28 protein-coding genes are annotated in these 26,546 nt (G+C 31.7%); 23 read left to right on the top strand and 5 right to left on the bottom strand.

Translation table 11 applies throughout. The features are described 5' to 3' along the window. Positions 1-128: 128 nt before the first annotated feature. The 7 genes from CLVI_RS11265 to anmK all read left to right on the top strand — a co-directional run bounded on the left by CLVI_RS11265 (position 129) and on the right by anmK (position 7,122). On the top strand, positions 129-1,148 hold the full coding sequence (locus CLVI_RS11265; RefSeq protein ID WP_278320524.1) for an MFS transporter: 1,020 nt from the start codon (positions 129-131) through the stop codon (positions 1,146-1,148). 194 nt (positions 1,149-1,342) lie between these two features. Then, positions 1,343-2,260, top strand: coding sequence for an N-acetylmuramic acid 6-phosphate etherase (murQ, locus tag CLVI_RS11260; RefSeq protein ID WP_106060232.1), 918 nt, complete (start codon positions 1,343-1,345; stop codon positions 2,258-2,260). 19 nt (positions 2,261-2,279) lie between these two features. Further along, positions 2,280-2,609, top strand: a complete 330-nt coding sequence (locus CLVI_RS11255) for a hypothetical protein (RefSeq protein WP_106060231.1) — start codon at positions 2,280-2,282, stop codon at positions 2,607-2,609. Positions 2,610-2,635: 26 nt separating this feature from the next. Then, a complete protein-coding gene (locus CLVI_RS11250; protein ID WP_106060230.1) occupies positions 2,636-3,901 on the top strand; it encodes a PTS sugar transporter subunit IIC in 1,266 nt (421 codons plus the stop codon). A gap of 44 nt (positions 3,902-3,945) precedes the next feature. After that, positions 3,946-5,040, top strand: coding sequence for a DUF871 domain-containing protein (locus CLVI_RS11245; protein ID WP_106060229.1), 1,095 nt, complete (start codon positions 3,946-3,948; stop codon positions 5,038-5,040). Positions 5,041-5,059: 19 nt separating this feature from the next. Further along, positions 5,060-5,989 carry an N-acetylglucosamine kinase gene (locus CLVI_RS11240; protein ID WP_106060228.1) on the top strand — a complete coding sequence of 310 codons (930 nt, stop codon included), beginning with the start codon at positions 5,060-5,062 and terminating at the stop codon, positions 5,987-5,989. Beyond that, entirely contained in the window at positions 5,971-7,122 is a 1,152-nt protein-coding gene (gene anmK / locus CLVI_RS11235; protein ID WP_106060227.1) for an anhydro-N-acetylmuramic acid kinase AnmK, read from the top strand. The genes CLVI_RS11240 and anmK overlap by 19 nt, the downstream gene beginning before the upstream one ends. Positions 7,123-7,350: 228 nt before the next feature. Here anmK and galE read toward each other — a convergent pair whose 3' ends face one another. Further along, complete coding sequence (gene galE / locus CLVI_RS11230; RefSeq protein ID WP_106060226.1) at positions 7,351-8,337, bottom strand: UDP-glucose 4-epimerase GalE; 987 nt, start codon at positions 8,335-8,337, stop codon at positions 7,351-7,353. Positions 8,338-8,517: 180 nt separating this feature from the next. Here galE and CLVI_RS17490 point away from each other — a divergent pair, with 180 nt between their 5' ends. Beyond that, positions 8,518-8,682 (top strand): hypothetical protein, encoded by a 165-nt coding sequence (locus tag CLVI_RS17490; protein WP_170065652.1) that lies wholly within the window; start codon positions 8,518-8,520, stop codon positions 8,680-8,682. A gap of 97 nt (positions 8,683-8,779) precedes the next feature. Here CLVI_RS17490 and CLVI_RS17990 read toward each other — a convergent pair whose 3' ends face one another. Beyond that, positions 8,780-8,902, bottom strand: a complete 123-nt coding sequence (locus CLVI_RS17990) for a hypothetical protein (protein WP_278320522.1) — start codon at positions 8,900-8,902, stop codon at positions 8,780-8,782. Positions 8,903-9,235: 333 nt separating this feature from the next. Continuing rightward, a complete protein-coding gene (locus CLVI_RS17720; protein WP_207655371.1) occupies positions 9,236-9,535 on the bottom strand; it encodes a hypothetical protein in 300 nt (99 codons plus the stop codon). Positions 9,536-9,741: 206 nt separating this feature from the next. Between CLVI_RS17720 and CLVI_RS11220 the strand changes: the two genes are divergently transcribed. Next, positions 9,742-10,053 carry a hypothetical protein gene (locus tag CLVI_RS11220; protein ID WP_106060225.1) on the top strand — a complete coding sequence of 104 codons (312 nt, stop codon included), beginning with the start codon at positions 9,742-9,744 and terminating at the stop codon, positions 10,051-10,053. A gap of 64 nt (positions 10,054-10,117) precedes the next feature. Here CLVI_RS11220 and CLVI_RS11215 read toward each other — a convergent pair whose 3' ends face one another. Then, complete coding sequence (locus CLVI_RS11215) at positions 10,118-10,300, bottom strand: hypothetical protein (RefSeq protein ID WP_106060224.1); 183 nt, start codon at positions 10,298-10,300, stop codon at positions 10,118-10,120. A 319-nt stretch (positions 10,301-10,619) separates the two neighbouring features. On the opposite strand from CLVI_RS11215, the gene CLVI_RS11210 reads away from it, so the two are divergent. From CLVI_RS11210 to CLVI_RS11190, 4 genes are all read left to right on the top strand, one after another. Further along, the gene (locus CLVI_RS11210) at positions 10,620-12,353 is read left to right on the top strand and encodes an RNA-binding domain-containing protein (protein ID WP_106060223.1); all 1,734 of its coding nucleotides are present in this window, start codon (positions 10,620-10,622) and stop codon (positions 12,351-12,353) included. 462 nt (positions 12,354-12,815) lie between these two features. Continuing rightward, positions 12,816-13,019, top strand: a complete 204-nt coding sequence (locus CLVI_RS11200) for a nucleotidyltransferase domain-containing protein (RefSeq protein WP_106060221.1) — start codon at positions 12,816-12,818, stop codon at positions 13,017-13,019. Between the two features lie 279 nt (positions 13,020-13,298). Continuing rightward, positions 13,299-13,943, top strand: a complete 645-nt coding sequence (locus tag CLVI_RS11195; RefSeq protein ID WP_106060220.1) for a phage replisome organizer N-terminal domain-containing protein — start codon at positions 13,299-13,301, stop codon at positions 13,941-13,943. Between the two features lie 178 nt (positions 13,944-14,121). Next, positions 14,122-15,714 (top strand): peptide chain release factor 3, encoded by a 1,593-nt coding sequence (locus CLVI_RS11190; protein ID WP_106060219.1) that lies wholly within the window; start codon positions 14,122-14,124, stop codon positions 15,712-15,714. Between the two features lie 67 nt (positions 15,715-15,781). On the opposite strand, the gene CLVI_RS11185 is transcribed toward CLVI_RS11190, so the two are convergent. Further along, entirely contained in the window at positions 15,782-16,681 is a 900-nt protein-coding gene (locus tag CLVI_RS11185; protein WP_106060218.1) for a DUF4351 domain-containing protein, read from the bottom strand. Between the two features lie 183 nt (positions 16,682-16,864). Between CLVI_RS11185 and CLVI_RS11180 the strand changes: the two genes are divergently transcribed. From CLVI_RS11180 to CLVI_RS11140, 10 genes are all read left to right on the top strand, one after another. Continuing rightward, positions 16,865-17,911: a HipA domain-containing protein gene (locus CLVI_RS11180; RefSeq protein ID WP_106060217.1), complete on the top strand. Its 1,047-nt coding sequence runs from the start codon at positions 16,865-16,867 to the stop codon at positions 17,909-17,911. Between the two features lie 219 nt (positions 17,912-18,130). Further along, entirely contained in the window at positions 18,131-18,811 is a 681-nt protein-coding gene (locus CLVI_RS17715) for a YveK family protein (RefSeq protein ID WP_207655370.1), read from the top strand. 21 nt (positions 18,812-18,832) lie between these two features. After that, on the top strand, positions 18,833-19,504 hold the full coding sequence (locus tag CLVI_RS17710) for a CpsD/CapB family tyrosine-protein kinase (protein ID WP_207655369.1): 672 nt from the start codon (positions 18,833-18,835) through the stop codon (positions 19,502-19,504). Between the two features lie 2 nt (positions 19,505-19,506). Continuing rightward, entirely contained in the window at positions 19,507-20,268 is a 762-nt protein-coding gene (locus CLVI_RS11170; protein WP_106060216.1) for a tyrosine-protein phosphatase, read from the top strand. Between the two features lie 84 nt (positions 20,269-20,352). Further along, positions 20,353-22,197 carry a polysaccharide biosynthesis protein gene (locus CLVI_RS11165; RefSeq protein WP_106060234.1) on the top strand — a complete coding sequence of 615 codons (1,845 nt, stop codon included), beginning with the start codon at positions 20,353-20,355 and terminating at the stop codon, positions 22,195-22,197. A gap of 12 nt (positions 22,198-22,209) precedes the next feature. Further along, on the top strand, positions 22,210-22,866 hold the full coding sequence (locus CLVI_RS11160; protein ID WP_106060215.1) for a sugar transferase: 657 nt from the start codon (positions 22,210-22,212) through the stop codon (positions 22,864-22,866). Next, positions 22,863-23,723: an NAD-dependent epimerase/dehydratase family protein gene (locus CLVI_RS11155; RefSeq protein ID WP_106060214.1), complete on the top strand. Its 861-nt coding sequence runs from the start codon at positions 22,863-22,865 to the stop codon at positions 23,721-23,723. The genes CLVI_RS11160 and CLVI_RS11155 overlap by 4 nt, the downstream gene beginning before the upstream one ends. 19 nt (positions 23,724-23,742) lie before the next feature. Continuing rightward, positions 23,743-24,903, top strand: coding sequence for an NAD-dependent epimerase/dehydratase family protein (locus CLVI_RS11150; RefSeq protein ID WP_106060213.1), 1,161 nt, complete (start codon positions 23,743-23,745; stop codon positions 24,901-24,903). A gap of 11 nt (positions 24,904-24,914) precedes the next feature. After that, positions 24,915-25,946: a WaaS/CpsH family glycosyltransferase gene (locus CLVI_RS11145; protein ID WP_106060212.1), complete on the top strand. Its 1,032-nt coding sequence runs from the start codon at positions 24,915-24,917 to the stop codon at positions 25,944-25,946. A 33-nt stretch (positions 25,947-25,979) separates the two neighbouring features. Then, a complete protein-coding gene (locus CLVI_RS11140) occupies positions 25,980-26,543 on the top strand; it encodes an acyltransferase (RefSeq protein WP_106060211.1) in 564 nt (187 codons plus the stop codon). Positions 26,544-26,546 lie beyond the last annotated feature (3 nt).

The following is a 26,546-nucleotide window of genomic DNA, read 5'->3' as shown; positions in this document are numbered from 1 at the left end:
ATGATCCAGATTTATTTAAATCACTATTTCCATGGAGTAATCTTCCTGCTGAATGCTATTTAAATAAAAAGGATTGAAAATAAGCGGTTAATGACTGTCAACGTGACGAGTTATTAACCGCTTACTTAATAAAGGCTAATGAAAAAGGCTGGACTTCAAGCTTTATACTTTCTCTCTTTGCTGCTTTCGCTATAGCCCTTATACTATTTATTATTATAGAACTAAAGGTTAAGGAGCCCATGCTTCCACTTAGTTTATTTAAATCCGTACAATTTACTAACGGCTCAATTTCTCTATTCTTACTGGGGCTTGGTATGATGTCTGGTTCCTTTTTTCTATCTTTTTTCCTAATTCAGGTTAAAGGATTAAATCAATTGTCAGCAGGACTTATTATTTCAACTATGTCCTTATGTTCAATGATTTTTTCAATATTAGCTGCTATTTTGACAAAAAAATTAGGAAGCAGATTTCTTAGTGCATTGGGACTTCTTTTGCTGTGTGCCTCCTGCTACTTAAATAGTTCTCTTACTCAAAATTCTTCAAATACAGAGATTATTTTAAGATTAATTGTTGCTGGTGCTGGTACGGGCCTTAGTATGGCAACACTAATAGGTTCTACAATTGCTAACGTTCCTGTAGATAAAATAGGAATAGCTTCTGGAATAAGTAACATGACAAGAACACTTGGAACTGTACTTGGAGTTGCCTTATTTTTAACTATATTTACATCAAATATGACTACCCAGATATCTGATGCCAAAGACTCTGCTGTGGAAACAATACAGAAGGACATTGTATTTGATAATGAAACCAAGCTACAGATGATTTCTTCTATAAAAGCAGGTAGTGATAAAAGCGTTAGTCTTTCAGAAATATTAAACACAATTGATAAAGAAGAAACTGCTGTACTAGCATCTTCTACAGCGATGGCTGAAAATAAAATCAAAGAAAGTTTTGAAGCTCAAAAGGAAGAAATAAAAAAAATAGTACCTAATATCCAAGATACCTTTTTGACCTATACTGTTAAAGCTTTTAGTTTTACATTTAAAATGAGCGCTGTAATTCTTTTGCCAGGTATATTTTTTGCATTATTCAGTGATAAGAAGAGAAATCCTGATATGAAAAATAAGCAGTTTATTAAACCGTAAATAATAAAACTTCAATGGATGCTAATAAAGTATCTGTTGGAGTTTTATTTGTAAGAAACTTAATGTACTAATAGAGTAGTATGTTAAGTTTCTTTTTTATGTTAATAGTAAAACTTTATTTCAAATAAATACAATAATCATTGAAATAATATTTTAAGTATAGTATAATATAATCAAAGGGAGGAGAGCAGTTTATGGAAATCGATTTAGATATTTTAGATACAGAAAAGATTAATGCTAATAGTCTTAATATTGATAAACTAGGAACCTTAGATATATTAAAACTAATAAATGATGAAGATAAAACAATAGCAAAAGCAGTAGAGAAGCAACTTGATAATATACAATTAGCTGTTGATAAAATTTATAAAAAGCTAAAAAATGGAGGAAGACTAATATACATAGGAGCAGGAACTTCTGGTAGACTTGGAGTTTTGGATGCCGTAGAATGTTCACCAACTTATGGAGTTGAAGATACTTTCGTGCAAGGAATTATAGCAGGTGGAAATGATGCTATGTTTAAGGCAAAAGAAGGGGCAGAGGATTCTAAGGAATTAGCTTATGAAGATTTAAAAAAAGTACAACTTAATGAAAACGATGCAATAGTTGGAATTGCAGCCTCAGGAAGAACCCCTTATGTTATTGGAGCTTTGGGGTATGCAAAAACCATTGGAGCTACTACAGTTTCAATATGTTGTGTGAAAAATGGAGCTATATCTAAGCTTTCAGAAGTAGCAATTGAAGTTTTAGTTGGGCCTGAAGTTGTGACTGGTTCAACAAGGATGAAATCTGGGACAGCACAAAAGATGATATTAAATATGATTTCAACAACAGTTATGATAAAGCTTGGTAAGGTTTATAGGAATCTTATGATAGATGTTAAAGCAACAAATGAAAAGCTAGTTGAAAGAGCAAAAAGCATAATAATAGATTGTACAAGCTGTACTAGAGAGCAAGCAGAAAAGGCATTTATAGAAAGTAATAAGGATGTTAAAGTAGCTATTTTTATGATTCTTTCAAATAATAATATGGAAGAAAGCGTAATGATATTAAATAAGAATAATGGAAGAATAAGAGATGCTTTGGGAACAGTTAAGCAGTTGAGCAGTTGATAGTTGAGGAGGGAATGTTATGAGTAAAGTTGTTAAGAAGAATATGGCAATGGGAAAAACTGATTATGATATCCCAACTTTTAGTTTTAAGAGTGCATTTGTTTTGGTTGCAGCAGGGGCTTTAGCAACTTTCATTGTACCATTTTTACTGTCTTTAGTTGGAATTGATAGAGATATATCTATAGTTTTAGGAAGCGGAATAATTTTAGGTGGTGCCTTAGCCTATAGTAGATTTTTTATTGAAACCAAAAGAGGGAAATGTAAAAAGTTTTGGTACACATATTTAGGATTTGGAGTAATATTTTTAATCATATCTTTTTTCTGGGTATACCTAGGAAGTTATATATAAATCAAAATATATAGGAGGTTAATATTATGTTAGAGAAAATTACTAATTTTTTAGACAAGAGACTTTCAGAGCCAATGGGGAGATTAGCAGGACAGAGACATCTTCATGCAGTACGTGACGGAATAATTGCCACATTACCATTAATTATAGTTGGATCATTATTTCTTATAATCGCAAATCCACCATTACCTGAGACTTGGGGAGTATCTATTTTCTTAAAAGCAAATGCAGCAACCATACTTTTACCTTATCGTATGACAATGTACATAATGACCATATATGCTACCTGGGGTATTGGCTATAGTTTAGCTAGATCTTATGATTTAGATGGAGTTACAGGTGGAATATTATCTGCAATTGCATTTATGTTAACTATTGTGCCACAAGCTGTAGAGGGCTTAGGTTTTGTAATACCAATGAAAAACCTAGGTGGAGCCGGAATGTTTGTAGGTATAATTGTATCTATATTCGCAGTTGAAGTTTTAAGATTTACAACAACTAAGGGATTTAGAATTAAAATGCCAGAGGAAGTACCACCAGCTGTTGCAAGGTCTTTTGAAGCATTAACACCAACAGCATTAATAATATTTGTAATTGGATCAATATCTTATTTCTTGAATTTCAATTGGCATACAGCTATTCAAACTGTAATGACACCATTAGTTTCAGCTACAGATAGTTTGCCATCAGTTATAATATTAGTATTCTTAACTACATTCTTCTGGAGTTTTGGTATCCATGGTATGTCTATAATAGGATCTCTTGCAAGACCTATATGGCTACAAATCTTGGATGCTAATACAGCAGCAGCCGCTGCAGGAAATGCAATACCTGGAATAGGAGCTGAACCTTTTTATCAATGGTTTATATGGATTGGTGGTTCAGGTTGTACTATAGGACTTGCAATATTGCTTGCAGTAATTACAAAATCTAAATATGCTAGAACTTTAGGAAAAAGTGCACTTGCACCAAGTATATTTAATATAAATGAACCATTAATATATGGAGCACCAATAGTGCTTAACCCAATACTTATAATACCTTTTGTAATAACTCCTATTGTATGCGGAATAATAGCATGGTTTGCAACAAGTGCTGGACTAGTTAATCCGGTAACAGTAATAGCACCATGGACATTGCCAGGACCTATTGGAGCATTTTTAGCAACTGGTGGAGATTGGAGAGCTATAGTCTTAAGCTTAGGATTAATAGTATTATCTGTAATAATATACTTTCCCTTTGTTAAGATGTACGACAAGAAATTAGTCTTAGAAGAGCAAAAAGAGGTATGATAGAGAAATAAAAGTAGAAGTATAATAATGAAAGGATGATAAAAATGAGGAAATTAGGAATATCAATTTATGAAGAACAATCTACAGAAAAAGAAATATTTGATTATATTGATAAAGCACAGAAATATGGTTTTAGTAGAATATTCTCTTGTCTTTTATCTGTAACCGATTCAAAAGAGATTATTATAAAGAAATTTAAAAAAATTAATCATTATGCCCATGAAAAGGGGTTTGAGATAATAGTAGATGTTAATCCTAGAGTTTTTAAGGATTTAGACATAAGTTATGGAGATTTATCATTTTTCAAGGAAATAGAAGCAGATGGAGTAAGATTAGATCAAGGATTTTCAGGTTCAGAAGAAGCTCTTATGAGTTTTAATCCTCAGGGGCTAAAGATCGAAATTAATATGAGTAATGATACAAATTATATTGATACAATAATGAATTATATGCCTAATAAATATAACTTAATAGCTTGTCATAACTTTTATCCTCATAGATATAGTGGGTTAAATTATGAGCATTTTATAAAATGTACACAAAGGTTTAAGAAATATGGACTTAGAACAGCTGCATTTGTATCCAGTAACAATAAAGATACTTTCGGACCTTGGCCAGTTAGAGAAGGATTACCTACACTTGAGATTCATAGGAATTTACCAATAGAGGTTCAAGTTAAACATCTTATAGCAATAGGGGATATAGATGATATAATTATTTCAAATTGTTATCCTACAGAGGACGAACTTAAGAAAATTTCAGATATGAGAAAAGATATGGTAACTTTTGATATAACTCTTGAGAAGGATATACCTGAAGTTGAGAAAAAGATATTATTTGATGAGATGCATTTTAATAGAGGAGATTTCTCAGATAATATAATTAGATCAACACAAAGTAGACTTAAGTATAAAGGTCATAATTTCAAAGTATTTAATACACCCGAAATAATTAGACGTGGTGATATTGTAATAGAAAGTAGTGAATATGGGCATTATGCAGGAGAAGTTGAAATAGCAGTTAGGGATATGAAGAATAATGGAAAATCAAATGTTGTAGCTAGAATTAGAGAAGATGAAATATTCTTACTTGACTTGATTAAGCCTTGGCAGAAATTCAACTTTAATGAGATAAAGTAAAAATACGGAGGAAAAAAATATGTACTATATTGGCGTAGATGGAGGAGGAACAAAGACAAGTTTCTCGCTTATGGATAGAGAAGAAAATATCATTGAAACTATTGAGCGAGGAGCTTGCCATCATAATCAAGTAGGACTTAGAGGAATGGGTAGAATTATTCAGGAAGGCATAGAGAGTTTAATAAAAAGCAATTCAATAAGTAAAAATGCTATAAATTGTGTTTGCCTTGGTCTTGCTGGATATGGGAAAGTTGAAAAGATAAATAGAGAAATAGATAAAGCATTGAAAGAAATATCAAGTGGCATAAATTATGTTGTTTATAGTGATGTCCATATTGCTCGTGCTGGAGCTTTGAATAAAGAGGATGGCATAGTAATTATCTCTGGAACAGGATCTATAGCTTATGCAATAAACAATGGAGAAAATAGAAGAGCAGGGGGCTGGGGGCATTCCATTGGAGATGAAGGTTCTGCCTATTGGATTGGGAAAAAGACTATAGAATATTTCTCTAAAGAAGCTGATGGAAGGTTTGAAAAAGGCCCTTTATATTATCTTATGAAAGAGGAATTGAAGATTGATAATGATTATGACTTAATTGTATATGTAAATAATGAAATTAGAAATAGTAGACGAGAAATTGCTAAACTTTCTAAGATTTGTACTGAAGCAGCTAAACAAGGAGATCAGAATGCTATAAAGATTTTTAAGGAAGCAGCATTTGAATTAGCAGCTCTTGTAAATACATTAATAAAGGATTTTCATGGAGAACAGGTTAATGTATCTTATATTGGAGGAGTATTTAAGGCAGGCGATTTAATATTAGGGCCCCTTACAGATTATTTGGATAAAAGGGCAAAGCTTAGAGCACCTAAATTTTCTCCTGATGTAGGAGCTTGTCTTATTGCTAAGTTTGGAAAGGAAGATGAATCATGTACTGTATTGGATTAATGTCTGGAACCTCTTTAGATGGTGTAGATGCGGCTTTAGTAGATATAGAAGGCAGCGAATTTGAGACAAAGGTTAAACTTGTGAAATTTAATACTTATGAGATGCCAAAGGAGATAAAAGCTGAGATAAAAAGAGCATGTTCAGTTGAAGAATCTTCAGTGGAGCTTATATGTAGTTTGAATTTTAAGCTTGGTTATTTGTTTAGCAAGGCTGTTCAACATATATGTGAAGAGGCTAAAGTCTCTGTTGAAAAAATTGATTTTGTAGCATCGCATGGACAAACTATTTATCATATACCTAAAGGCAAGGGAAGTATAATTCCATCGACTTTGCAAATTGGTGAGCCAAGTGTAATTGCATATGAGAATAATTTAAAGGTTATTTCTAATTTTAGAACTATGGACATGGCTGCAGGCGGTGAAGGAGCCCCTTTAGTTCCCTATAGTGAATATATATTATATGGAGGACGTGGGGAAACTATTGCATTTCAGAATATAGGTGGAATAGGAAATGTTACAGTTATTCCAGCAAAAAGAAATATTGATGAAATATTTGCCTTTGATACAGGCCCTGGTAATATGATTATTGATGAGGTTTGTAGTAGACTTTTTAATGTAAGTTATGATAAGAATGGTGATATTGCAAAAACAGGTAATATTAATGAAGGGATGTTAAAGAACTTAATGGACCATCCTTATTTAAAGAAGACACCTCCAAAGACTACAGGACGAGAAGATTTTGGTGAGGACTTTGTGAAAAATCTTCTTGAAAAGTTTAAGGATATTAAGCCTGAGGATATTGTAAAGACAGTTACTGCCTACACAGCATTCTCAATAGTTGATAGTTATAAGAAATTTGTTTTGCCAAAGACTAAGCTAGATAAGGTCTTGCTAGCTGGTGGAGGCACACATAATAAGGTTTTAATACAATTAATTAAAGATGGACTTAAAGGAATAGATGTATTCACTCAAGATGAGATAGGATATTCATCAGATGCAAAAGAGGCAATAGCCTTTGCTATATTAGGAAATGAGACTTTAAATAAGAAGACCTCAAATGTAGCAGCAGCAACAGGAGCAAAACGAAATGTCATACTTGGCAACATAAGCTTGCCGCCCTTTGGGGGCAGTTGATAGTTGAAAATTGATAGTTGAAAGTTGAGAGTTGGGAGGCACCCTTTGGGCGAATTGAGAGTTGAAAATTGAGAGTTTGGATTTTTTAATTTTAAACTAAAAAAGCCACTTTACCTATAATATTTAGAGGTAAAGTGGCTTTCTTCTGGTTAATGGGAAATGATGTTATATATAATTTTCAACTTTCAATTCCCCGCAAGGGGCGCCCAACGGGTGTCAACTTTCAACTTACTTACTATAACCTGTAGGATTAGCTTTGTGCCAATTCCAAGCACTGCTTATTATAGTTTCAAGTTGGTTGAATTCGGGTGTCCAGCCTAGTTCTTTAACAGCTCTTTCAGAAGTTGCTATTAAAGTTGCTGGATCTCCGGCACGTCTTGGAGCAATTTCGGCTGGAATTTCATGGCCAGTTACCTTTCTTGCTACATCAACTACCTCTTTAACAGAGAAGCCAGTACCATTACCAAGATTATAAGCTGTACTATCTCCACCATTCTTTAATCTTTTAAGTGCTAAAGAATGTGCTTTAGCTAAATCAGTAACATGAACATAATCTCGGACACAGGTTCCATCCTCTGTATCGTAATCATCTCCAAAAAGCATTATTTTATCTCTTTGACCTAAAGCTACCTGTAAAATTAAAGGAATTAGATGTGATTCAGGAGAATGATCTTCACCAATCTTACCATTAATATGAGCACCAGCTGCATTAAAATATCTTAGAGCAGTGTACTTAATTCCATAGGCACTATCACACCATCTTAAAATCTTCTCAACTAAAAGTTTAGATTCTCCATAGGGATTAGTTGGAATAGTATCATTGTCCTCAGAAATTGGAATAACTTTTGGTTCTCCATAAGTAGCAGCAGTTGATGAGAAGACGATGTACTTAACATTATGCTCCCTCATAGATTCCAAAAGACTTATTGTACCGTATACATTATTGTTAAAATATTTCAAAGGTTCTGTCATACTCTCACCAACTAATGAATAGGCAGCGAAATCTATAACTGAATCAATATTATTTTCTGTAAAAACCTTATTTAAAATTTCCTTATCTCTTAGATCCCCGATATAAAGCTTACCCCCTAAAAGAGCATCTTTGTGACCTTTCTCTAAGTTATCTAAGATAACAACGTCTTCATTATTTTCCAAAAGCTCAGCTACCATATGACTTCCTATGTAGCCAGCCCCTCCACAAACTAAAATTGCCATGACTTCTCCTCCTGTATTTTAAATTTATTTTGTCTCTCTACATTATATATACAAATTATAAATTATGGCAAGTACGATAAGAAGAAAAGAAGTTAATTCTATTAGTCAATCTCATTTGTATATTATTTCAAATAAAGATATACTAAAGGATATAGTAATATAAAAATAGGAGGTTTTTTAATGAATAAACGCAGGTTTTTGAACATTTTTCTTCTTTGTTTAGGTGGAATATTTTTAGCATTGGGACCGAAATTTGGAACTTTTGCTTATGTTATTTCATCTGTATCATTTATTGTTTGGGCAATGCTATTTGTTGGAAAAGGTAAAAATCACACTATGAAATGAAATCGGAATCCTTAATCATATTGAAATAGTTGAATAAATAACTTTAATGTATACTTATTGTAAGGTTTATATATTTCAGCTTCGTAGTTTTCATTTTCTACAGTTCTGCCGCCTTTGGTGTAATATTTAATTTTTCATAGCAAGTCGTTCGTTTTGTTTCTTTAGCTTCAGATTTTCTTCTGAATCTATCTTCGTTATATCGCTTTCTTGTAATTCTCATGCAGACACACAACCTTTCTCTTAAATATAGTTTGATATTTAAACTTGTATTGTGTCCACTTTTTTATACTAACATTAAAAGAAAAGAAGTTAATAAGATAATTAATTAAGAAGTTATAGGAAACATCAGGGTTTGAGGATAATATTTAGAATATGCTTTGAAAATGTGGATTAATATGAGTTGAAAATTGAAAGTTGAAATTTAGAATTCCAAAAATCTCGAAGAGATTTTATCCATTAACTTTCAACTCCCCTGAAAGGGACGCCCAAGGGTGTCCACAGGGACGCCCTTTGGGTGTCAACTTTCAATTTTCAACTGTGGCGAAGCCACTTATTATTTGTCTCCCTCTAATTTATTATCAGGCATAATATTATACTCTTCATAATCAGGTGCCATCATAGTGTCAGCATGAGCCATCATATTGTTATCATCAGGCAAAATATTAGTGCCTTCATCAACTAAACTTTCAGTGTAATCAAATTCTTGGCAAGCTATATTATTTGCTGCAATGTCATCTATAGCAGGATTAGGAAGCATAGTTGAACTTCCATCTGAAGCATAGCTTCTTAGCTCTTTATTTTGTGGATAAGAATTTGTCCTAACCTTTGGTAGGTATATGTGTGTCTTAGTCATAAATAATTCCTCCTTTGTGTTCTTCAATATAGTTTCTGCAAAAGTATAAAAATAATACAAGTAGTTTGAAATGAATTTGAAATATTTGAGAATATGAGTTCGTACAAATGGTAATAATTATAATATAATAGCTATTTAAATAAAATAAGAATAATGATAAAATAAAGTTATAGTATGAGTAATATAAATAAGGAAGTGATTTAAGCATGGAGAAAGAAATTTTGGACATTTTAAAATCAATACAAGAAGGCCAAAAAGAAATTGTAACTAGAATTGATAATTTAGAAGATGGTCAAAAAAGAATTGTAACTAGATTTGATGATGTTGTAACTAGAATTGATAATTTAGAAGGTGGTCAAAAAAGAATTGAAAAGAAACTTGATGCGGTAGTTGAACAAACGGCTGATTTAACTGAATTTAAAACATCAGTATTAAATAGATTAGAAAACTTAAAAGATGTTGAGATAGTAACTAAGGAAAATTGCTATGAAATAGCTAGAATTAAAGCAGTTAAATAGATATAAGAAAAGGATCATATCGCATTATTAAATGCGATATGATTCTTTTTAGTTAGCTCTTTCTCTAATTAATCATATTCATAATATTACACTCTTCATATCCAAATGGATTAGTATCCGTATCGTCGGATAAAACATTAGTGACTTCATCATAAGGGATTTCATTTGGAGCAGAATTTGTTAGTTTATTTTCTTCACTATATAATTCTAGTGTAACCTTTGGTATGTATATGTTTGTTTTAATCATAAGTAATTCCTCCTTTATATTCTTAGATATAGTTTCTGCGAAAGTATAGAAATAATACAAGCAGATTTACAATGTAAAGAATTTATGTTCTTATAAATGGCAATAATTATATTATAGTAATCTATTTTGGTATATAGATAGTTATTTAGGTGAAGATATTTGATATGAATAAAGTAATTAAATTAAAGATTAAATATGATATAAGGACATGTTTTCCTATTCAATTTAATGTTAAAATAAAGTATAGTTATTTATAAATTTTATTATGTATGTGAGACATAATAAAATATGAGGTTATGGAATGGAGGGATGAGAGGTTATGGAGCTTGATATATTTTCGCTAGTTGAAAATGATGAAATTGAATGTAAGAAAGCTGCAGGGGGATTGCCTAAAGATCTATGGGAGACTTATTCAGCTTTTGCAAATACTAATGGTGGAAGAATTCTTCTTGGGGTGAAGGAAGAGAAGGGAAAATTTTATCCTGTTGGAGTAGAAAACTCTGAAAATATTATTAAGGACTTATGGGACAATTTAAATAATTCTAAAAAAGTGAGTTCTAATATATTAAGTAACAATTCTGTTGAGGTTAGAGCAATTGAGGACAAAACAATAGTAATAATAAATGTACCAAAGGCAGATAGAAGACAAAGACCAGTATATATCGGTGAAAATCCATTTAATAGAGAATCTAAAAGTTTGGGAACATTTAGAAGAAATTATTCTGGGGATTATAAGTGCTCTAGTGAAGAGATAAAAAGAATGCTAGCAGATCAAGGGGAGACATCACAAGATAGTGTTATTATAGATGGATTTGGAATAGAAGACCTAAATATTGATACTGTAAATAGTTTCAGAAATAGATTAGGCGCGTTAAAATCACAACATCCATGGCTATCATTAGATAATAAAACTTTTCTTTATAAAATAGGCGCTTATGGAAAAGATAGAAAATCAGGAAAAGAAGGAATAACTGCAGCTGGTCTTTTGATGTTTGGAGAAGAAAGATCCATTATAGATGAATTTCCTAAGTATTTTCTAGATTATAGAGAGAAAATTTCAGATGAAGTTAGATGGGATTATAGAGTTATATCATCTGACGGAACATGGTCTGGAAATTTATTTGATTTTTATTTTAAGATTATAAATAAAGTAACGGATAATTTAAACATACCGTTTAGAACTATTGATGGAATAAGACAAGAAGATACAAGAGTTCATAAGGCCGTTAGAGAAGCAGTTGCAAATACAATTATACATTCAGATTATAGACTACCAAGAGGAATTGTGATTGAAAAAGGAAAAACTTATTTTAAATTTTTTAATCCGGGAAATCTACGAATAACAAGAGAAGAAGCCCTTAAAGGTGGAATTAGTGATCCAAGAAATGAAAATATTTTTAAGATGTTTAATTTATTAGGAGTTGGTGAGAGAGCTGGTTCAGGCCTTGAAAATATTCATTTAGCATGGAGAGAACAAAAGTGGATAGTTCCTGATTTAGAAGAAAGCTATAATCCAGATAGTATTACACTTACTTTAAAAACAACATCAATATTACCTGAAAAAAGTATTAAAAAACTTAAATCAGGGCTTAAAGAAAAATATTCAAAATTAAGTAAAGATGAAGTAATGGCTTTAGTAGCTGCAGAGCAAGAGGAATATGTAACTAATAATAGATTACAACAGCTATTAGACACTCATACAGTAAATAGTAATAAGATACTATCCTCATTAGTAGATAAAGGATTTTTGGAAACAGATGGTGTTGGAAGAGGAACTAAATATCATCTTTGTAGTATGTTTAATATTGATACTTTAAGTGATACAAAGAATGATAAGGCTAAACTAGACTTTGATGTGATATTGGATGATGATGAAACTAGGATTCTTAACTACATAGTTAAGAATGGATTTATTACTAATTTACTTTGTAGAACAGAATTACATTTAAAAAAACATAAAAGTGTAAGGCTATTCAATAGTCTTATGAAGAAAGAAAAAATAGAAAAATTAGGTGATGGTAATAAGGTAAAGTATGCACTAAAAAATAGATGACCGACGAAAGGCGACGAAGACCGACGAAAGGCGACGAAGAGCAAGCTCAAGGCAAGCCTCTCACAATAGCCCTCACAGGAGTACTTTCAAATGGCATATATTACTCAGTTATAGATGAAACTAAAGACTTAATTCCTGCTAACGTTCTAATTGGATTAGCCAAAGTCATTCGCAGTATATAGAAGTTACAAATGGTAATAACCTAACAGATGTGATTGGCTGGGTATTGAAACAACAAACACAGGTTGAAGCAATTCTTAATGAATATAGTATTAAGCTTACAGAACTTCACTAAATATAGATTTAGTGGAGTTTTTCATTTTTGATTAGAAATTTATGGATTGTCTATACTTAAAAAAATAAAATAGTTGCCCACTTTTACTTGACTCAATCAAATAATACAAGTAGTTTTAAATGTATTTATAAGTTATAATTTAATGTAATTAAAGAGGTGAGTGCATCATGTATAAAGAAGAATTAAAAAAGAATCTTGAGAGCATGGATGATAAGATAATTAGTGTAATTCAATTTGGAAGTTATGGAACCTGTGATTGGGTGAAAGATAGAAGCGACATTGATGTGGCTATAGTTGTGCAACCAAAAATTACTTTTGAAGATACTTTAAATATGGAAGATAACCTAGAAGATTTATTGAAAGAATGTTAAAAATTGATGAGCAATATACTCATTTTGGAAGGATTATAGATGAGTCTTTAATTCCTGAACTTGAAATATAGAAACAAATAACAAAATTTATTTTATAAAAGATATTACATCTCCTAGGATGTAGTATCTTTTTTATTTTCTCTTAAAATCCAATCAAAAGGAAAAATTTGTAGAAATTTAATAGAAAAAAGTTATTGTATTTACTGCGATATTATTAAGTAAAGCATATATATCTTATGTAGATATAATAATAAAAAAATAAATTCTAGGAGGATTATTATGATAGAAAGAAAAGTTGTAAAATTAAGAGTTGATATGTATGACAATATAAAATTAAAAATAATTGATACAAGGCCTGAAAGGGATCTTATTCAGTATATTTGGAGTAGACTTATAAATTTAGCTGGCAAGGTTAATCGAGAAGGCGATTTATATATGTCAAAAAACCTTCCATATACTATTGAAACTTTAGCAATAGAATTTAATAGAGACTGTAGGCAAATTAAGTTAGCCTTAGATACATTTATAGAATTAGAAATGGTTGAACTTAATGAAGTTAATGTTTATAGAGTTAAGAATTTTGCAAAACATCAAAATATTAAGGTGAAAGAAAAAATAAGTCAAGATGAAGTTGAAGTTATTAAAACCCAGGCTAAAGAAAATTTAGAAAGTACTAGTAGTAGCATTAACAAAGTTGATAATATGAGTAAGGATAGGCCTAGTATTAAGGTGAAAGACAATATTTCTTTACGTTTGGAAACTAAGAAAAATACGACAATAAATAAAAAGAAGAAAAAAGAGAAGATCTTTGATTTCACTAAGAGAGAAGATGATCAAGGTAATGATACAACTGGTTTTCAGGATTATGATGAGAAAAAACCTTTAGGTAAAGATGAGACTGTAGTCGCTTCGTGGTCTTTTTGATAGAACTATCAATACTGTAGAACCTTTTTTAATTTACATTAAAAAGTAGGGCTTTAATCAACTATTTATGTTATAATAAAAAGTCGTATAAAGAGGTAATTATAGTTATATAATAACTACATAAATTTGGCGGCTAAAGTCATATAAATTGATAATTACATTAGAGGAGGAATTAACTTTGTCTGATTATATAAATGAAATTAAAAAGAGAAGAACCTTTGCAATAATCTCTCATCCAGATGCAGGTAAGACTACATTAACGGAGAAGTTTTTATTATATGGAGGAGCTATAAGACTTGCAGGATCAGTTAAGGGAAGAAAAGCAACTAAACATGCAGTTTCTGACTGGATGGAAATAGAAAAGCAAAGAGGTATATCTGTTACTTCATCAGTACTACAATTTAATTATAAGGGTCATTGTATCAACATATTAGATACACCAGGACATCAAGATTTCTCAGAGGATACATATAGAACACTTATGGCAGCAGATTCAGCAGTAATGGTTATGGATGCAGCTAAGGGCGTGGAGGATCAAACTAGAAAATTATTTCAAGTTTGTGCTTTAAGAGAAATTCCTATATTCACCTTAATAAATAAGATGGATAGAGATGCAGAAGATCCATTTAAGTTACTTGATGATATAGAGAAGGAACTAGGAATAAAAACTTATCCAATGAACTGGCCAATAGGTTCAGGTAAGGATTTTAAGGGAATATATGAAAGAGATAATAAAAGAATCTTAGCATTTAACGCTGGACATCATGGGCAAACTCAAGTTGCAGTTATAGAGGGTGATCTTAAAGATGAAAAGTTTGGGGACATATTAGGACAGGATCTTCATAAAAAATTAATTGAAGACGTTGAACTTTTAGATATGGCTGGAGATGACTTTCATGTAGAGCAGATAAGAAATGGAGAACTTACACCAGTATTCTTTGGTTCTGCCTTTACTAACTTTGGAGTTGAGCCATTTCTTGAGCATTTCTTAGAGATGACAACATCACCTCTTCCAAGAGATTCAAGTGTTGGAGAGATAGATCCTTATGATGAGAAATTTTCAGCTTTTGTATTTAAGATTCAAGCTAATATGAATAAGGCACATAGAGATAGAATTGCCTTTATGAGAATTTGTTCAGGTAAGTTTAAGAAGGGTATGGAAGTTATGCATATGCAAGGGGGCAAGAAGCTAAAGCTTGCACAACCTCAACAATTCATGGCTCAAGATCGAGAGATTATTGAAGAGGCATATGCAGGAGATATTATTGGAGTATTTGATCCAGGTATATTTTCAATAGGAGATACTCTTTGCTCGCCATCAAAGAAATTCAAATTCGCAGGAATCCCATCTTTTGCACCAGAACATTTTGCAAGAGTTAGGCCTGAGGATACAATGAAGAGAAAGCAATTTATTAAGGGTGTAACTCAAATTGCTCAAGAAGGAGGCATCCAGGTATTTAAGGAGCTTCACATTGGCATGGAGGAGATTATAGTCGGAGTTGTTGGTGTTCTTCAATTTGAAGTTTTAGAATACAGACTTAATAATGAATATAATGTTGAAATTAAAATGGATAGACTTTCTTATAGATATATTAGATGGATTGAAGATGAGGATTTAGACCCAAGTACTTTAAATCTTACATCAGATACAAGAAAGGTAAAAGATCTAAAAGATAGAAACCTCTTAATATTCCAAAATGATTGGGGAATTAGTTGGGCATTAGATCATAATAAGGGACTTGTGTTATCTAGTATAAGTAAAACAGAATAATTTTAAAAGCTCCATCTCTATGATAAATAGGGGTGGAGCTTTTATGTTTTGTTTTATAAATATAAGATTATTTGAAATACTTTCGTATTTCCTCTAAAGATTTCATATCAAAGATATCAGTGCCTATTACTTCAATAATGCCTTCAGGTAATTCCATTATCTTTTTCTTATACTCTGCTGGGACATAGTCAAATTTCTTGGTTAGCTGCCTTATCAAAAGCTCAGATTTCCCTTTGCCTATACCTCTTTCTAAACCTTTTTCCAAACCTCTCTCCATGCCATCTTCCATTCCCTCGGCATAAATCATTTTTCCGACATCGGTCATACTAACTACCTCCTTAAATCTCTTTTTAGCTTCTTCATCTCCAAATTTATCGAACAAGGCGTATAAAAGAGTTATACATTTATTCTTCTCAATAGCTAATTTTATATTATTAGCAACTTCTATACTTTCCAGGGTGATCTCACTTTTGCTTTTCTTGCTACTCATCAAAGGTATAAAACTTAAAGACATTATATCCTGTTCTGTAAGTGTTATATCATTTTCTACCTTATGTCTTATATAATCTAACTTACTATCACCATCAAGACTTTTCATATAAAATGCTTCTACATTATAGTTTATTGTTCCACAATTTAAATATGTAATTGTATTTTTTATGTCTGATGAATATACTACCACAGTTCTTATTTTCTTTTTATGCTTAAAATACAAGGATGCATCATAATATAAAAATCGTGATATATCGTCTTTCTTATCAGTAGTTTGAAATTCAAAATGAAGATAATCACCAGAATCTGTGTAAAACAAATAATCCATAACGTTTGTTTTTATATCTATATTTTTTATTTCAGTCTCAGCGGGTGCTATAATTTTTTCGTCCAAATCGAAAAACTCTGCAGCACCTTCTTTAAAGACCTCCATAGCCCTTTTGAATACAGCATCCTCAACTTTATTATAATCCATATAATCGCTCCTTCCAATAGGTATATTATTATTTTATCCCAAAGAGTGATTATATATACAAATGTATGTTCGTTATATTATGAGATGATTGCACATAAGATTAAAATGGAATTTTTTCTGTCAGTAACTTATTAAAAAGTGATATAATTATTAAAAGTAAAGGTTTAAGGGGTGTGAGTTTTTGTGAGTCCGAATAATAAAGGCTTATTTTCAGGTGCAGTAATGTCTAGGGATAAGGTAGTAGTAAAAATAGAGAAAAATAATATAATTGAGATGGACAAAGAACTTGCTCCTCTATATATTATTAGAACTAGTGACTTTGAAGGCTGGCTAAGGATGCGAAGCATAGATTTGCATAGAACAAATTCAAGATTGTTAAAAAAGGTATTAAGATTAAATACTAGTGATGAAATAGAAATTGTCTTAACTGCAAATGCAGCAACAATAACAGATACCTATTGGGTTAAAGAGAAGGGATCCACTCTTCTATATAAGGATATAATATTTACTAAAGATACCTTTAGTGATTTAGCTTTATATGGTGATCCAAATGCATTTTCATTAGGGAGGCAGCCTACTCCAGAGCTAACCAATATAGGAAGCTATGAGAAGTGCTGGAAGATGAAAAGAGGACAGTGGTATATGTATAAGCAAGGTTCAGAATTTGAAAGATTTTCTGAGGTTTTTGCTTATGAACTTGGAAATAAGCTTGGATTTAATATGGCAAAGTATGATATGTGGGATAAATATGTAGTCTCTGAGGATTTTACAAATAATGGTCAGGTTAATTATGAACCTATGCATTCAATAATGTTAGATAATGAAGATTATATGGATAATATTAATATTATTAAAGAAATGGGGTCTAGATTAGTTAAGGAATATTTAGATATTATATTCTTAGATACAATAATAATGAATGTAGATAGACATACCTTTAATTATGGTTTATTAAGGGATGTAAACACAGGTGCAATATTAAGCTTAGCCCCTAATTTTGATAATAACCTCTCTTTGATATCTAGAGGATACGCTAAAAGCCAAGAAAGAAATGATTTAATGGTAAAGTTATTTTTAGAAGTCAAGAAAAATGTAGAATATAAAATACCAATTTTGACTAAAGAGCTAGTTGAAGATATAGCAAAGCAGGTTAAGGCTAAAGTTCATGTTGAGATTGATATTAATTATATAGTGAACTTTTGTATGAATGCATATTATAAAATAAAATAATTTTAGTAGGGGAGGCGCTTTAAGCTTCTCCTTTTTTACGTTGATTTAAGAGAGCAAATTGTACAGAATATGGATTTAGCTGTTGAGTTGTAAAAAAAAGCAAGAAAAACCAAAGAAATATAAAGTAATTTGTTAACAAAGGATAAAAATCATGCTATACTAAGACAGTAATTATATAAACAAAAAAACAAATGAATTAATTTTGATGGAGGGAACTCGATGGATCAAGAGGAAATAAAAATTGGAGATATGATAGATGCTCTTAAAAGCAGATGGCAAATGATAGTGGGAATTGCACTAGTTGCAACCATATTAGCTACTGTAGTATCTTTCTTTTTAATTAAACCAAAATATGAAGCAAGTACTAAATTATTTATAGGTAAAGAAACTAGTGATGCTAGTAAGGAAAGTACATACAGCAGTAGTGATGTTCAAATGTATCAAAACTTGCTTAAGACCTATGTAGATGTAATAAAAACTAATGATTTAGTTAGCAGTGCAATATCTGGAAAAGATATCAGTACAAGTTCAGAAGCCATAAAGAGCGGTCTAAAGGTTGAGGCAATAGCAAGTACTCAAATACTTAAGATATCTTATACAAGTACAGATAGAAATGAAAGCAAAGAAGTTATAGAGGCAGTAACAACTCAGTTCATTGCAACATCAACTGAACTAATTGGTAATGCAAATGTAAAGGTAGTAGAGAGTGTTGTACTTCCAGAAAATCCAGTTAGTCCTAATAAGAAGATGAACATTGCCATAGCAGCAATACTTGGACTTATGATGGGAATAGGATTAGCATTATTACTTGAATTTATGGATAATACCTTTAAGGATAAGGAACAAGCTGAAGATATATTAGGATTACCTGTTTTAGGAAGTATTCCTAATGAAGAGTAGATTGATTAAAAGGAGAAATGTATGTTTATAGTAGAGAGTAAACCAAAATCAATATCAGCGGAAAGCTATAGAACATTAAGAACTAATATACAATATTCATCCTTTGATAAGGAGATTAGAACTATAGTCGTTACAAGCTCAGAGCCAGGGGAAGGGAAGTCTACCACTGCTGGAAATCTAGCTTTAGCCTTTTCGCAAGCTGAGAAAAAGACTATAATAATAGATTGCGATTTAAGGAAACCATCAATGCATAAGAACTTTAGAATTTCTAATTTAATAGGTCTCTCAGATGTAATTATTGGCAAAGAAAAAATTCATGAGGCAGTACATCAATATAATAAGAATTTAAGTGTGTTAACCTCTGGAAAACTTCCTCCTAATCCATCTGAGATGTTAGGCTCTAGGGCTATGACGAGTTTGTTAGAAATATTGAAGGAAAGTTATGACATAATAATATTAGATTCAGCTCCATTACATGCTGTTACTGACGCTCAGATTCTATCAACTAAGGCCGATGGAACTATAATAGTCGTTAGAGCAGAAAGAACTAAAAAGGATTCAGTCCTTCAAGCAAAAGCTTTGCTTGATAAGGTTGGAGGAACTATCCTTGGGGTAGTACTCAACGGAGTAGAGAATAGCAGGAAGAAATATTACTATTATTATGGTAGTGAGGGTAAAGAAGGGAAGGAATAGATATGATAGATATTCATTCGCATATTTTGCCTGGAATTGATGATGGTTCAAAAGATATAGGGATGAGCTTAGACATGCTAAGAAATGCGGTGATGGATGGCACTACAGAAATAGTTGCTACTCCTCACTTTTGCAGAGGTTATGGAGAAACCACCTATGAAGAAGTGAAAAAGATAGTTAATGACTTTAATGTTTTGATTAAGAGCGAAAATATAAATATTGATATACATTATGGCCAGGAAGTTTATTATTCAGAGAGTATTATCGAAGATTATAAATCCGGGCTTATTGGTTGTATAAATGATTCTAGATATTTACTCTTTGAGCTTCCTATGAAAAGATTTGATAAAGAAACCTTTGATATTCTCTATGAACTTCAGATGATGGATATAGTTCCAGTTTTGGCTCATCCAGAGAGGTATAGACCTATAATAGACAAGCCTTCTTATATTAATAAGTTTACTCAAGAAGGAATTTTACTCCAAATGAATTCAGGAAGTATCAAAGGATCCTTTGGGGCTGAAGTTAAAAAAACTGCAAATATTTTGCTAGAGCATGGAATATATAATTTTATTGGGTCTGATGCTCATAATAATGGTAATAGATGTACAGGAATATCTGAGGGGATAGAGATTTCAACTAAGAAAAATAAAATTTATCGAAAAGTTTTTAAGGATAGTGCTAAAAAACTGATTAAGAATATAGAAATAGGTTTTAGTGGAGAAAAAATTAAAGAAAAAAAAGGTTTCTTCTTTTTTAAATAAATTCAAATAATGGGGCACAGAAAAATTTGATAAGGGGGAAAAATAGTGGGAAACAGAAAGCAAAAGAAAATTATATTAGTATTAATGGATTATATTTTAATAAATTTAGCGTATTTTATTGCTATCTATTTTAGATTTAAGTATGAAAATGTAAGCTTAGCAGAAATTGTTAATATATTTAGTGGTGATATTGTTAGGATAACTGGTATAGCCGTAATCTATGTGGTGATGTTTGCAATTTATAGGCAATATAAAAGTATATGGACTGTAGCAAGTATTCAAGAATTTTCATCAGGAGTTCTAGCAGTAGTAACTGGTGGGATAATAGTAGTAGCAATTTCTTTTGTTGATAAAAATAGTATTTCTCTTATGGTAACTTTAATGGCTGGGGTTATTATTATGCTATCTTGCAATGGCATGAGGATTGGTTGGAGACTTATACGAAGGACAATTTTATATATTGAAACAGAGAAAAGTGGCAATTATAAAAAGGTTCTTTTAGTTGGAGCTGGAGGTGCAGGTGCCTTAGTTGTTAGTGAGTTTAAAAAAAATCCAAGATTTAAGAAGAAAGTTATATCTATTGTTGATGATAATAAGGAAAAGAGAGGAACTTACCTTGCAGGGGTTAAGGTAGAGGGCAATAGACATGAAATTCCAAGGCTTGTTCAAAATAAGAATATTGACGAGATAATAATCGCAATTGCGCAGCTTGGAGAAGAAGACTTAAAAGGGATTATAGATATATGCAAAACGACAAAAGCACAGATTAAGATAATGCCAGGATTATCTGATGTTATAGACGGAAAGTTTAATTTAAACAAGATTAGGGATGTAGATGTCGAAGATTTACTAGGCAGAGAACCTATTAAATTAGATTTTGAAGGTATTTCAGATTACTTAGAAAATAAAGTGATAATGGTAACTGGTGGTGGCGGATCTATTGGTTCTGAGTTATGCAGGCAAATAGTTAAGTTTAACCCTAAAGAGCTTATTATTTTTGATATATATGAGAATAATGCATATGATCTTCAAAATGAATTACTTCGAAATAATGAAGGCCTTAATCTAAGGACCTTAATAGGTTCAGTTCGAGATAGAAATAGACTTAAGAGTATATTTAGCAAATATAAACCAGAGATAATTTTCCATGCAGCAGCGCATAAACATGTTCCTCTTATGGAAGATAGTCCAATGGAGGCTATAAAAAATAATGTAGTTGGAACTTTAAATGTAGCTGAACTTGCTAGTGAATATGGAGTAGAAAGATTTGTATTAATTTCTACAGACAAAGCTGTTAATCCTACTAATGTAATGGGAGCTACTAAGAGGATTTGTGAAACTATAGTACAAGCTATTAATAGAGAAAGTGAAACTGAATTCGTGGCTGTTAGATTTGGTAATGTATTAGGCTCAAATGGATCAGTAGTACCTTTATTTAAAAAGCAGATTGCTAGTGGTGGGCCAGTAACCTTGACACATAAAGATATAACTAGATATTTCATGACTATTCCAGAAGCATCTCAGCTTGTGCTACAGTCAGGAGCTCTTGCGAATGGGGGAGAAATATTTATTCTTGATATGGGTAAACCTGTTAAAATATATGATTTAGCTGAGAATCTAATTAGGCTTTCAGGATATGAACCTAATGTAGAGATTGAAATTGCAGTTACAGGATTAAGACCTGGAGAAAAACTTTATGAGGAATTATTAATGGATGAGGAAGGGCTAACGGCGACAACTCATAGAAAGATATTCATAGGTAAACCTGGTGATTTTGAATTGCCTGTTGTAAAGCAGCAAATAAATGAGTTAGTAGATGTAATTAGATTTGGAAATGATGAGAGATTAAGAGAGAAAATTAGGGAAGTTGTTCCTAGTTATAAGTTCATGGAAGATAATGTGGAGAGTCTTATGTTAACGCATGAGTAGGAGGTTTTTTAGATGTATTTGATAATAAAAAGAGGGATTGATTTCATTTTTGCGTTAGTAGGTTTAATAATTCTTTCACCACTATTTTTAATTTTGATTATTGCTACTAAGATTGAATCCAAGGGACCGGTGCTGTTTAAACAAAAGCGAGTTGGTATTCATAAGACATATTTTAATATACTAAAATTTAGAACTATGCGAATAGATACGCCTAAGGATACGCCAACCCATCTCCTTGAGAATTCAGATCAGTTCATAACAAAGGTTGGTAAGTTCTTAAGAAAGACAAGCCTTGATGAGTTACCACAGATTATAAATATTATTTGTGGCAGCATGTCAATTATCGGGCCACGCCCTTGTCTTTGGAATCAATATGACCTGATAGATGAACGTGATAAATATGGAGCAAATGATATTCCACCAGGACTTACAGGCTGGGCTCAAATTAATGGTAGGGATGAACTGCCAATTGAAGTGAAGGCGGAGCTTGATGGTGAGTATGTGGAAAGAATGAGCTTTGGGATGGATGTTAAATGTTTTTTTGGAACTATAACTTCTGTGCTAAAACACGATGGAGTTGTTGAAGGTGGCTGGGGTGAGATGGAAAAAGCTAGGGCAGAAGCTGCGGCTGGAAGGGAATCTGGGTATGAGGAGAATATGAAGTTATGAAGAGAATACTTATAACAGGTGCCAATAGTTATATTGGCACTTCATTTGAGAGATGGGTAGAACAATGGCCAGATAAATACTCAGTTGATACTGTTGATATGAAAGATGGATCATGGAAAGAAAAAGATTTTTCTGAATATGATGTTGTTTTTCATGTGGCGGGGATTGCTCATATCAAAGAAACACCTGAGAATAAAGACCTGTACTATAAAGTCAACTGCGATTTGGCAGTAGAAGTAGCTAAAGCTTTCAAGGTTGTAACTGAAGAAACAAAGTCAAAAAGACATTTTATCTTTCTGAGTTCAATGAGTGTTTATGGGATAAATACAGGTGTTATAACTAAAGCCAAACAACCAAGCCCTATAAGTAACTATGGTAAGTCGAAGCTACAGGCGGAGGGACTTATCAAAGAATTAGAAAGTGAAAACTTTATTATATCAATATTAAGACCTCCAATGGTATATGGAAATGGATGTAAAGGTAATTACGTAGCGCTATCCAAATTAGCTAAAAATTTGCCTGTATTCCCAGAGTTTGAAAATCAGCGTAGTATGATTCATATAGATAACCTAAATGAATTTGTAAGGCTATTGCTAGAGGATGGGACAAGTGGACTTTTCTTCCCTCAGAATAAAGAATATGTAAAAACAAGTGAGATGGTTAAAGCTATTGCTATGGCAAATAATAAAACCTCTCATACAACCAGAATTTTTAATCCATTGCTTAAATTAGCTTGTAAAAATGTTGGAATTGTTAAGAAGGCTTTTGGTAGTTTAATATATGAACATGATATGTCGGGTAACTATGAATATTGTGTTTGCGAATTTGAAGAATCTATTTTAAAAACGGAAAAATAAATAGGAGGCAGGAATAAAAATGAGTAGAGTACTGATAACTGGTGGAGCAGGATTTATAGGAAATTCTATAATTGATCATTTAAATAAAGAAGGAAAGCATAAAATTGTTGTCCTAGATAATTTCTCTGAACAAATACATGGTGATAATTATGAGGAGTCTTACCTTTATCAAAATATTAAGGATAAGGCAGAAATTATAAGAGGAGATGTCAGAAATAGGGCAGATGTTGAAAAGGCACTGAAAGGTGTAGATTACATTATTCATTTAGCGGCAGAGACTGGAACAGGTCAATCTATGTATGAAATTAATAAATATACAGATGTCAATATAATGGGAACATCAAACATACTAGATGTAATACTTAATAATAAATTAAATATTAAAAAGATAATACTTTCTTCCTCTCGCTCAGTGTATGGAGAAGGTATGTATTTTTGTAAGGACCATGGCATAGTAGTACCAGGATCAAGAGAAGTTGAGGATATGAAATTAGGAAATTTCGAAACAAAGTGTCCTATTTGTGGGGAAAATGTTGAATTACGTGACACCACAGAAGAGTGCAACCTTAATCCCATTTCTTATTATGCATATACAAAACTATCACAGGAGAAGATGCTCGAGACTATGAGCCCAATTCTGGGAATACCGTACACCATTTTTAGATACCAAAATGTATACGGAGCTGGACAGTCACTAAGCAATCCTTATACAGGAATACTTTCAATATTCTCTAAAATGCTATTACAAAACAAAACACTTAATATTTTTGAGGATGGTAAGGAAAGCCGAGACTTTGTTCATGTTAGTGATGTAGCTTCTATTACGTGTAATGCAATTGAGAATTCTGCAACAGATTATCAACATATTAATGTCGGTAGTGGTAAAATTGTATCTGTTATTAAAGTGGCAGAAGTATTGAAGAAATTTTATTCATCAACATCTAAGATTAACATTAGTGGAGATTTTAGAAAAGGTGATATAAGACATAATATCGCAGACATTAGCAGGGCGAAAAACTTATGTGGATTTATACCTGCTTTTAATTTTGAAAAAGGAATGGAAGAATTCACTGCTTGGGTTATAGCTGAAAATAGCGAAAATAAGCTATTAGTTTCAGATGGTAAATTTGAACGTTCTTTAGAAGAAATGAAAGCAACTGGTATGTTGATTCAGAAATAGAGGTTGGAAACATGATGAATTCATTTAACAAGGATAAAAAAGAAAAGCGAATATTATTTATTTGCTCACCGTATTTTGGCTATTATAAGCATATTATTAATGAATTAGAATCACAAGGATATGTAGTTGATTATTATAATGATAGGCCAAGTGAAAATGGGTTTGTCAAAGGAATGGTTAAAATTAAAAGAAACTTAATAGATTCTTTGGTCGATAAGTATTTTAAAAATATTATCCATGAGACAATGAACAAAGAATATAATGTGGTTTTCATTATGAACTGTAAAGTCTTTACAGCTAAAATGATTAGACGTTTAAGAGATATTCAACAATCTGCACGATTTGTTTTTTATATGTGGGATTCATTAGCCCTTTATCCTAATGCAAAAGAATTATTGCCGATTTTTGATAAGGCATTTTCCTTTGATTCAGAGGATTGCAAAAAGATGGAAGAGTTAGAATTACTTCCACTTTTTTATACTAAGCCATATGAAGAAATTGGTACAGAGGCATTGAAAGATAAATATAAAGATAGAGAATACGATATCATAAGTGTATGTACCACTCATCCAAATAGATATAAAATATTAAGCCAATTACTACCATATTTAAAGACCGAAGGGCTAAAAGTTTACTCGTATATGTTTATAAATAAACTACAGTATTTATATAACAAAGTCTTTGTTAAGGAGTTTAAAAAAGCTAAGAGGCTTGAGTTTCAGTTTGAATCTCTGCCGGAGAAGGAAATGCTAAGCGTTATCAGAAATTCTAGGGTAGTATTTGACCTTCAGCATAATAAGCAAAGTGGTCTAACTATGCGAACAATTGAGACACTTGGAGCTAAAAGGAAGCTAATTACGTATAACGCTAATATTAAACAATATGACTTTTATACAAAAGAAAATATACTTCTTTTAAACGATGGAAATTGGGACAAGATGATTGAGTTTATTAAAAAAGAGTATGTCCCAATTGACGAAGAAATGTATAAAAAGTACAGCTTACATAGTTGGCTTAAAAAGATTATTGATAGTATTTTATAGAAAAGGATTGTATGGAAGATAGGAGATGATGAATTGAATATTGTAAAATACTTTTGGGGATTAAGAGCTGTTGTATATAAATTTAGATTTGAAAAGATAGGTAGATTATCATATATAGGAAAACCCATTATTTTAGAGGGTACTAAGAGAGTGAAAATTGGAAGTAGAGTTCGTATTTATCCAGGAGTTCGTATTGAAACTCATGGAAAAGAAGCTGGAATAACTATTGAAGATAATGTAGCTATAGGGCAGAATTTCCATATAACATCAAGTGATTCTGACTTGAAGATAGGTAAAGATACTACTATTTTAGGAAATGTTTTTATTACTAATATTGACCATGATTATAGACAAATAGGTGTTCATATTTTGAAACAGAAATATTTGACTAAAGAAACTAGAATTGGACAAAATTGCTTCATTGGATATGGAGCTGCTATACAGGCGGGTACGATTCTTGGTAAGCAATGTATTGTGGGGGCTAATTCTGTAGTACGAGGTAAGTTTCCTGACTATTGCATTATTGTAGGTGCTCCAGCCAAAGTGGTAAAAAAATATAATCATGATACGGGTGAATGGGAAAAGATTAAAAAATGATTG

It is taken from the genome of Clostridium vincentii, assembly GCF_002995745.1.
Taxonomy (GTDB): domain Bacteria; phylum Bacillota; class Clostridia; order Clostridiales; family Clostridiaceae; genus Clostridium; species Clostridium vincentii.
The sequence above is the reverse complement of the archived record's forward strand: the minus strand, read 5'-3'. Positions and strand labels throughout refer to the sequence as shown.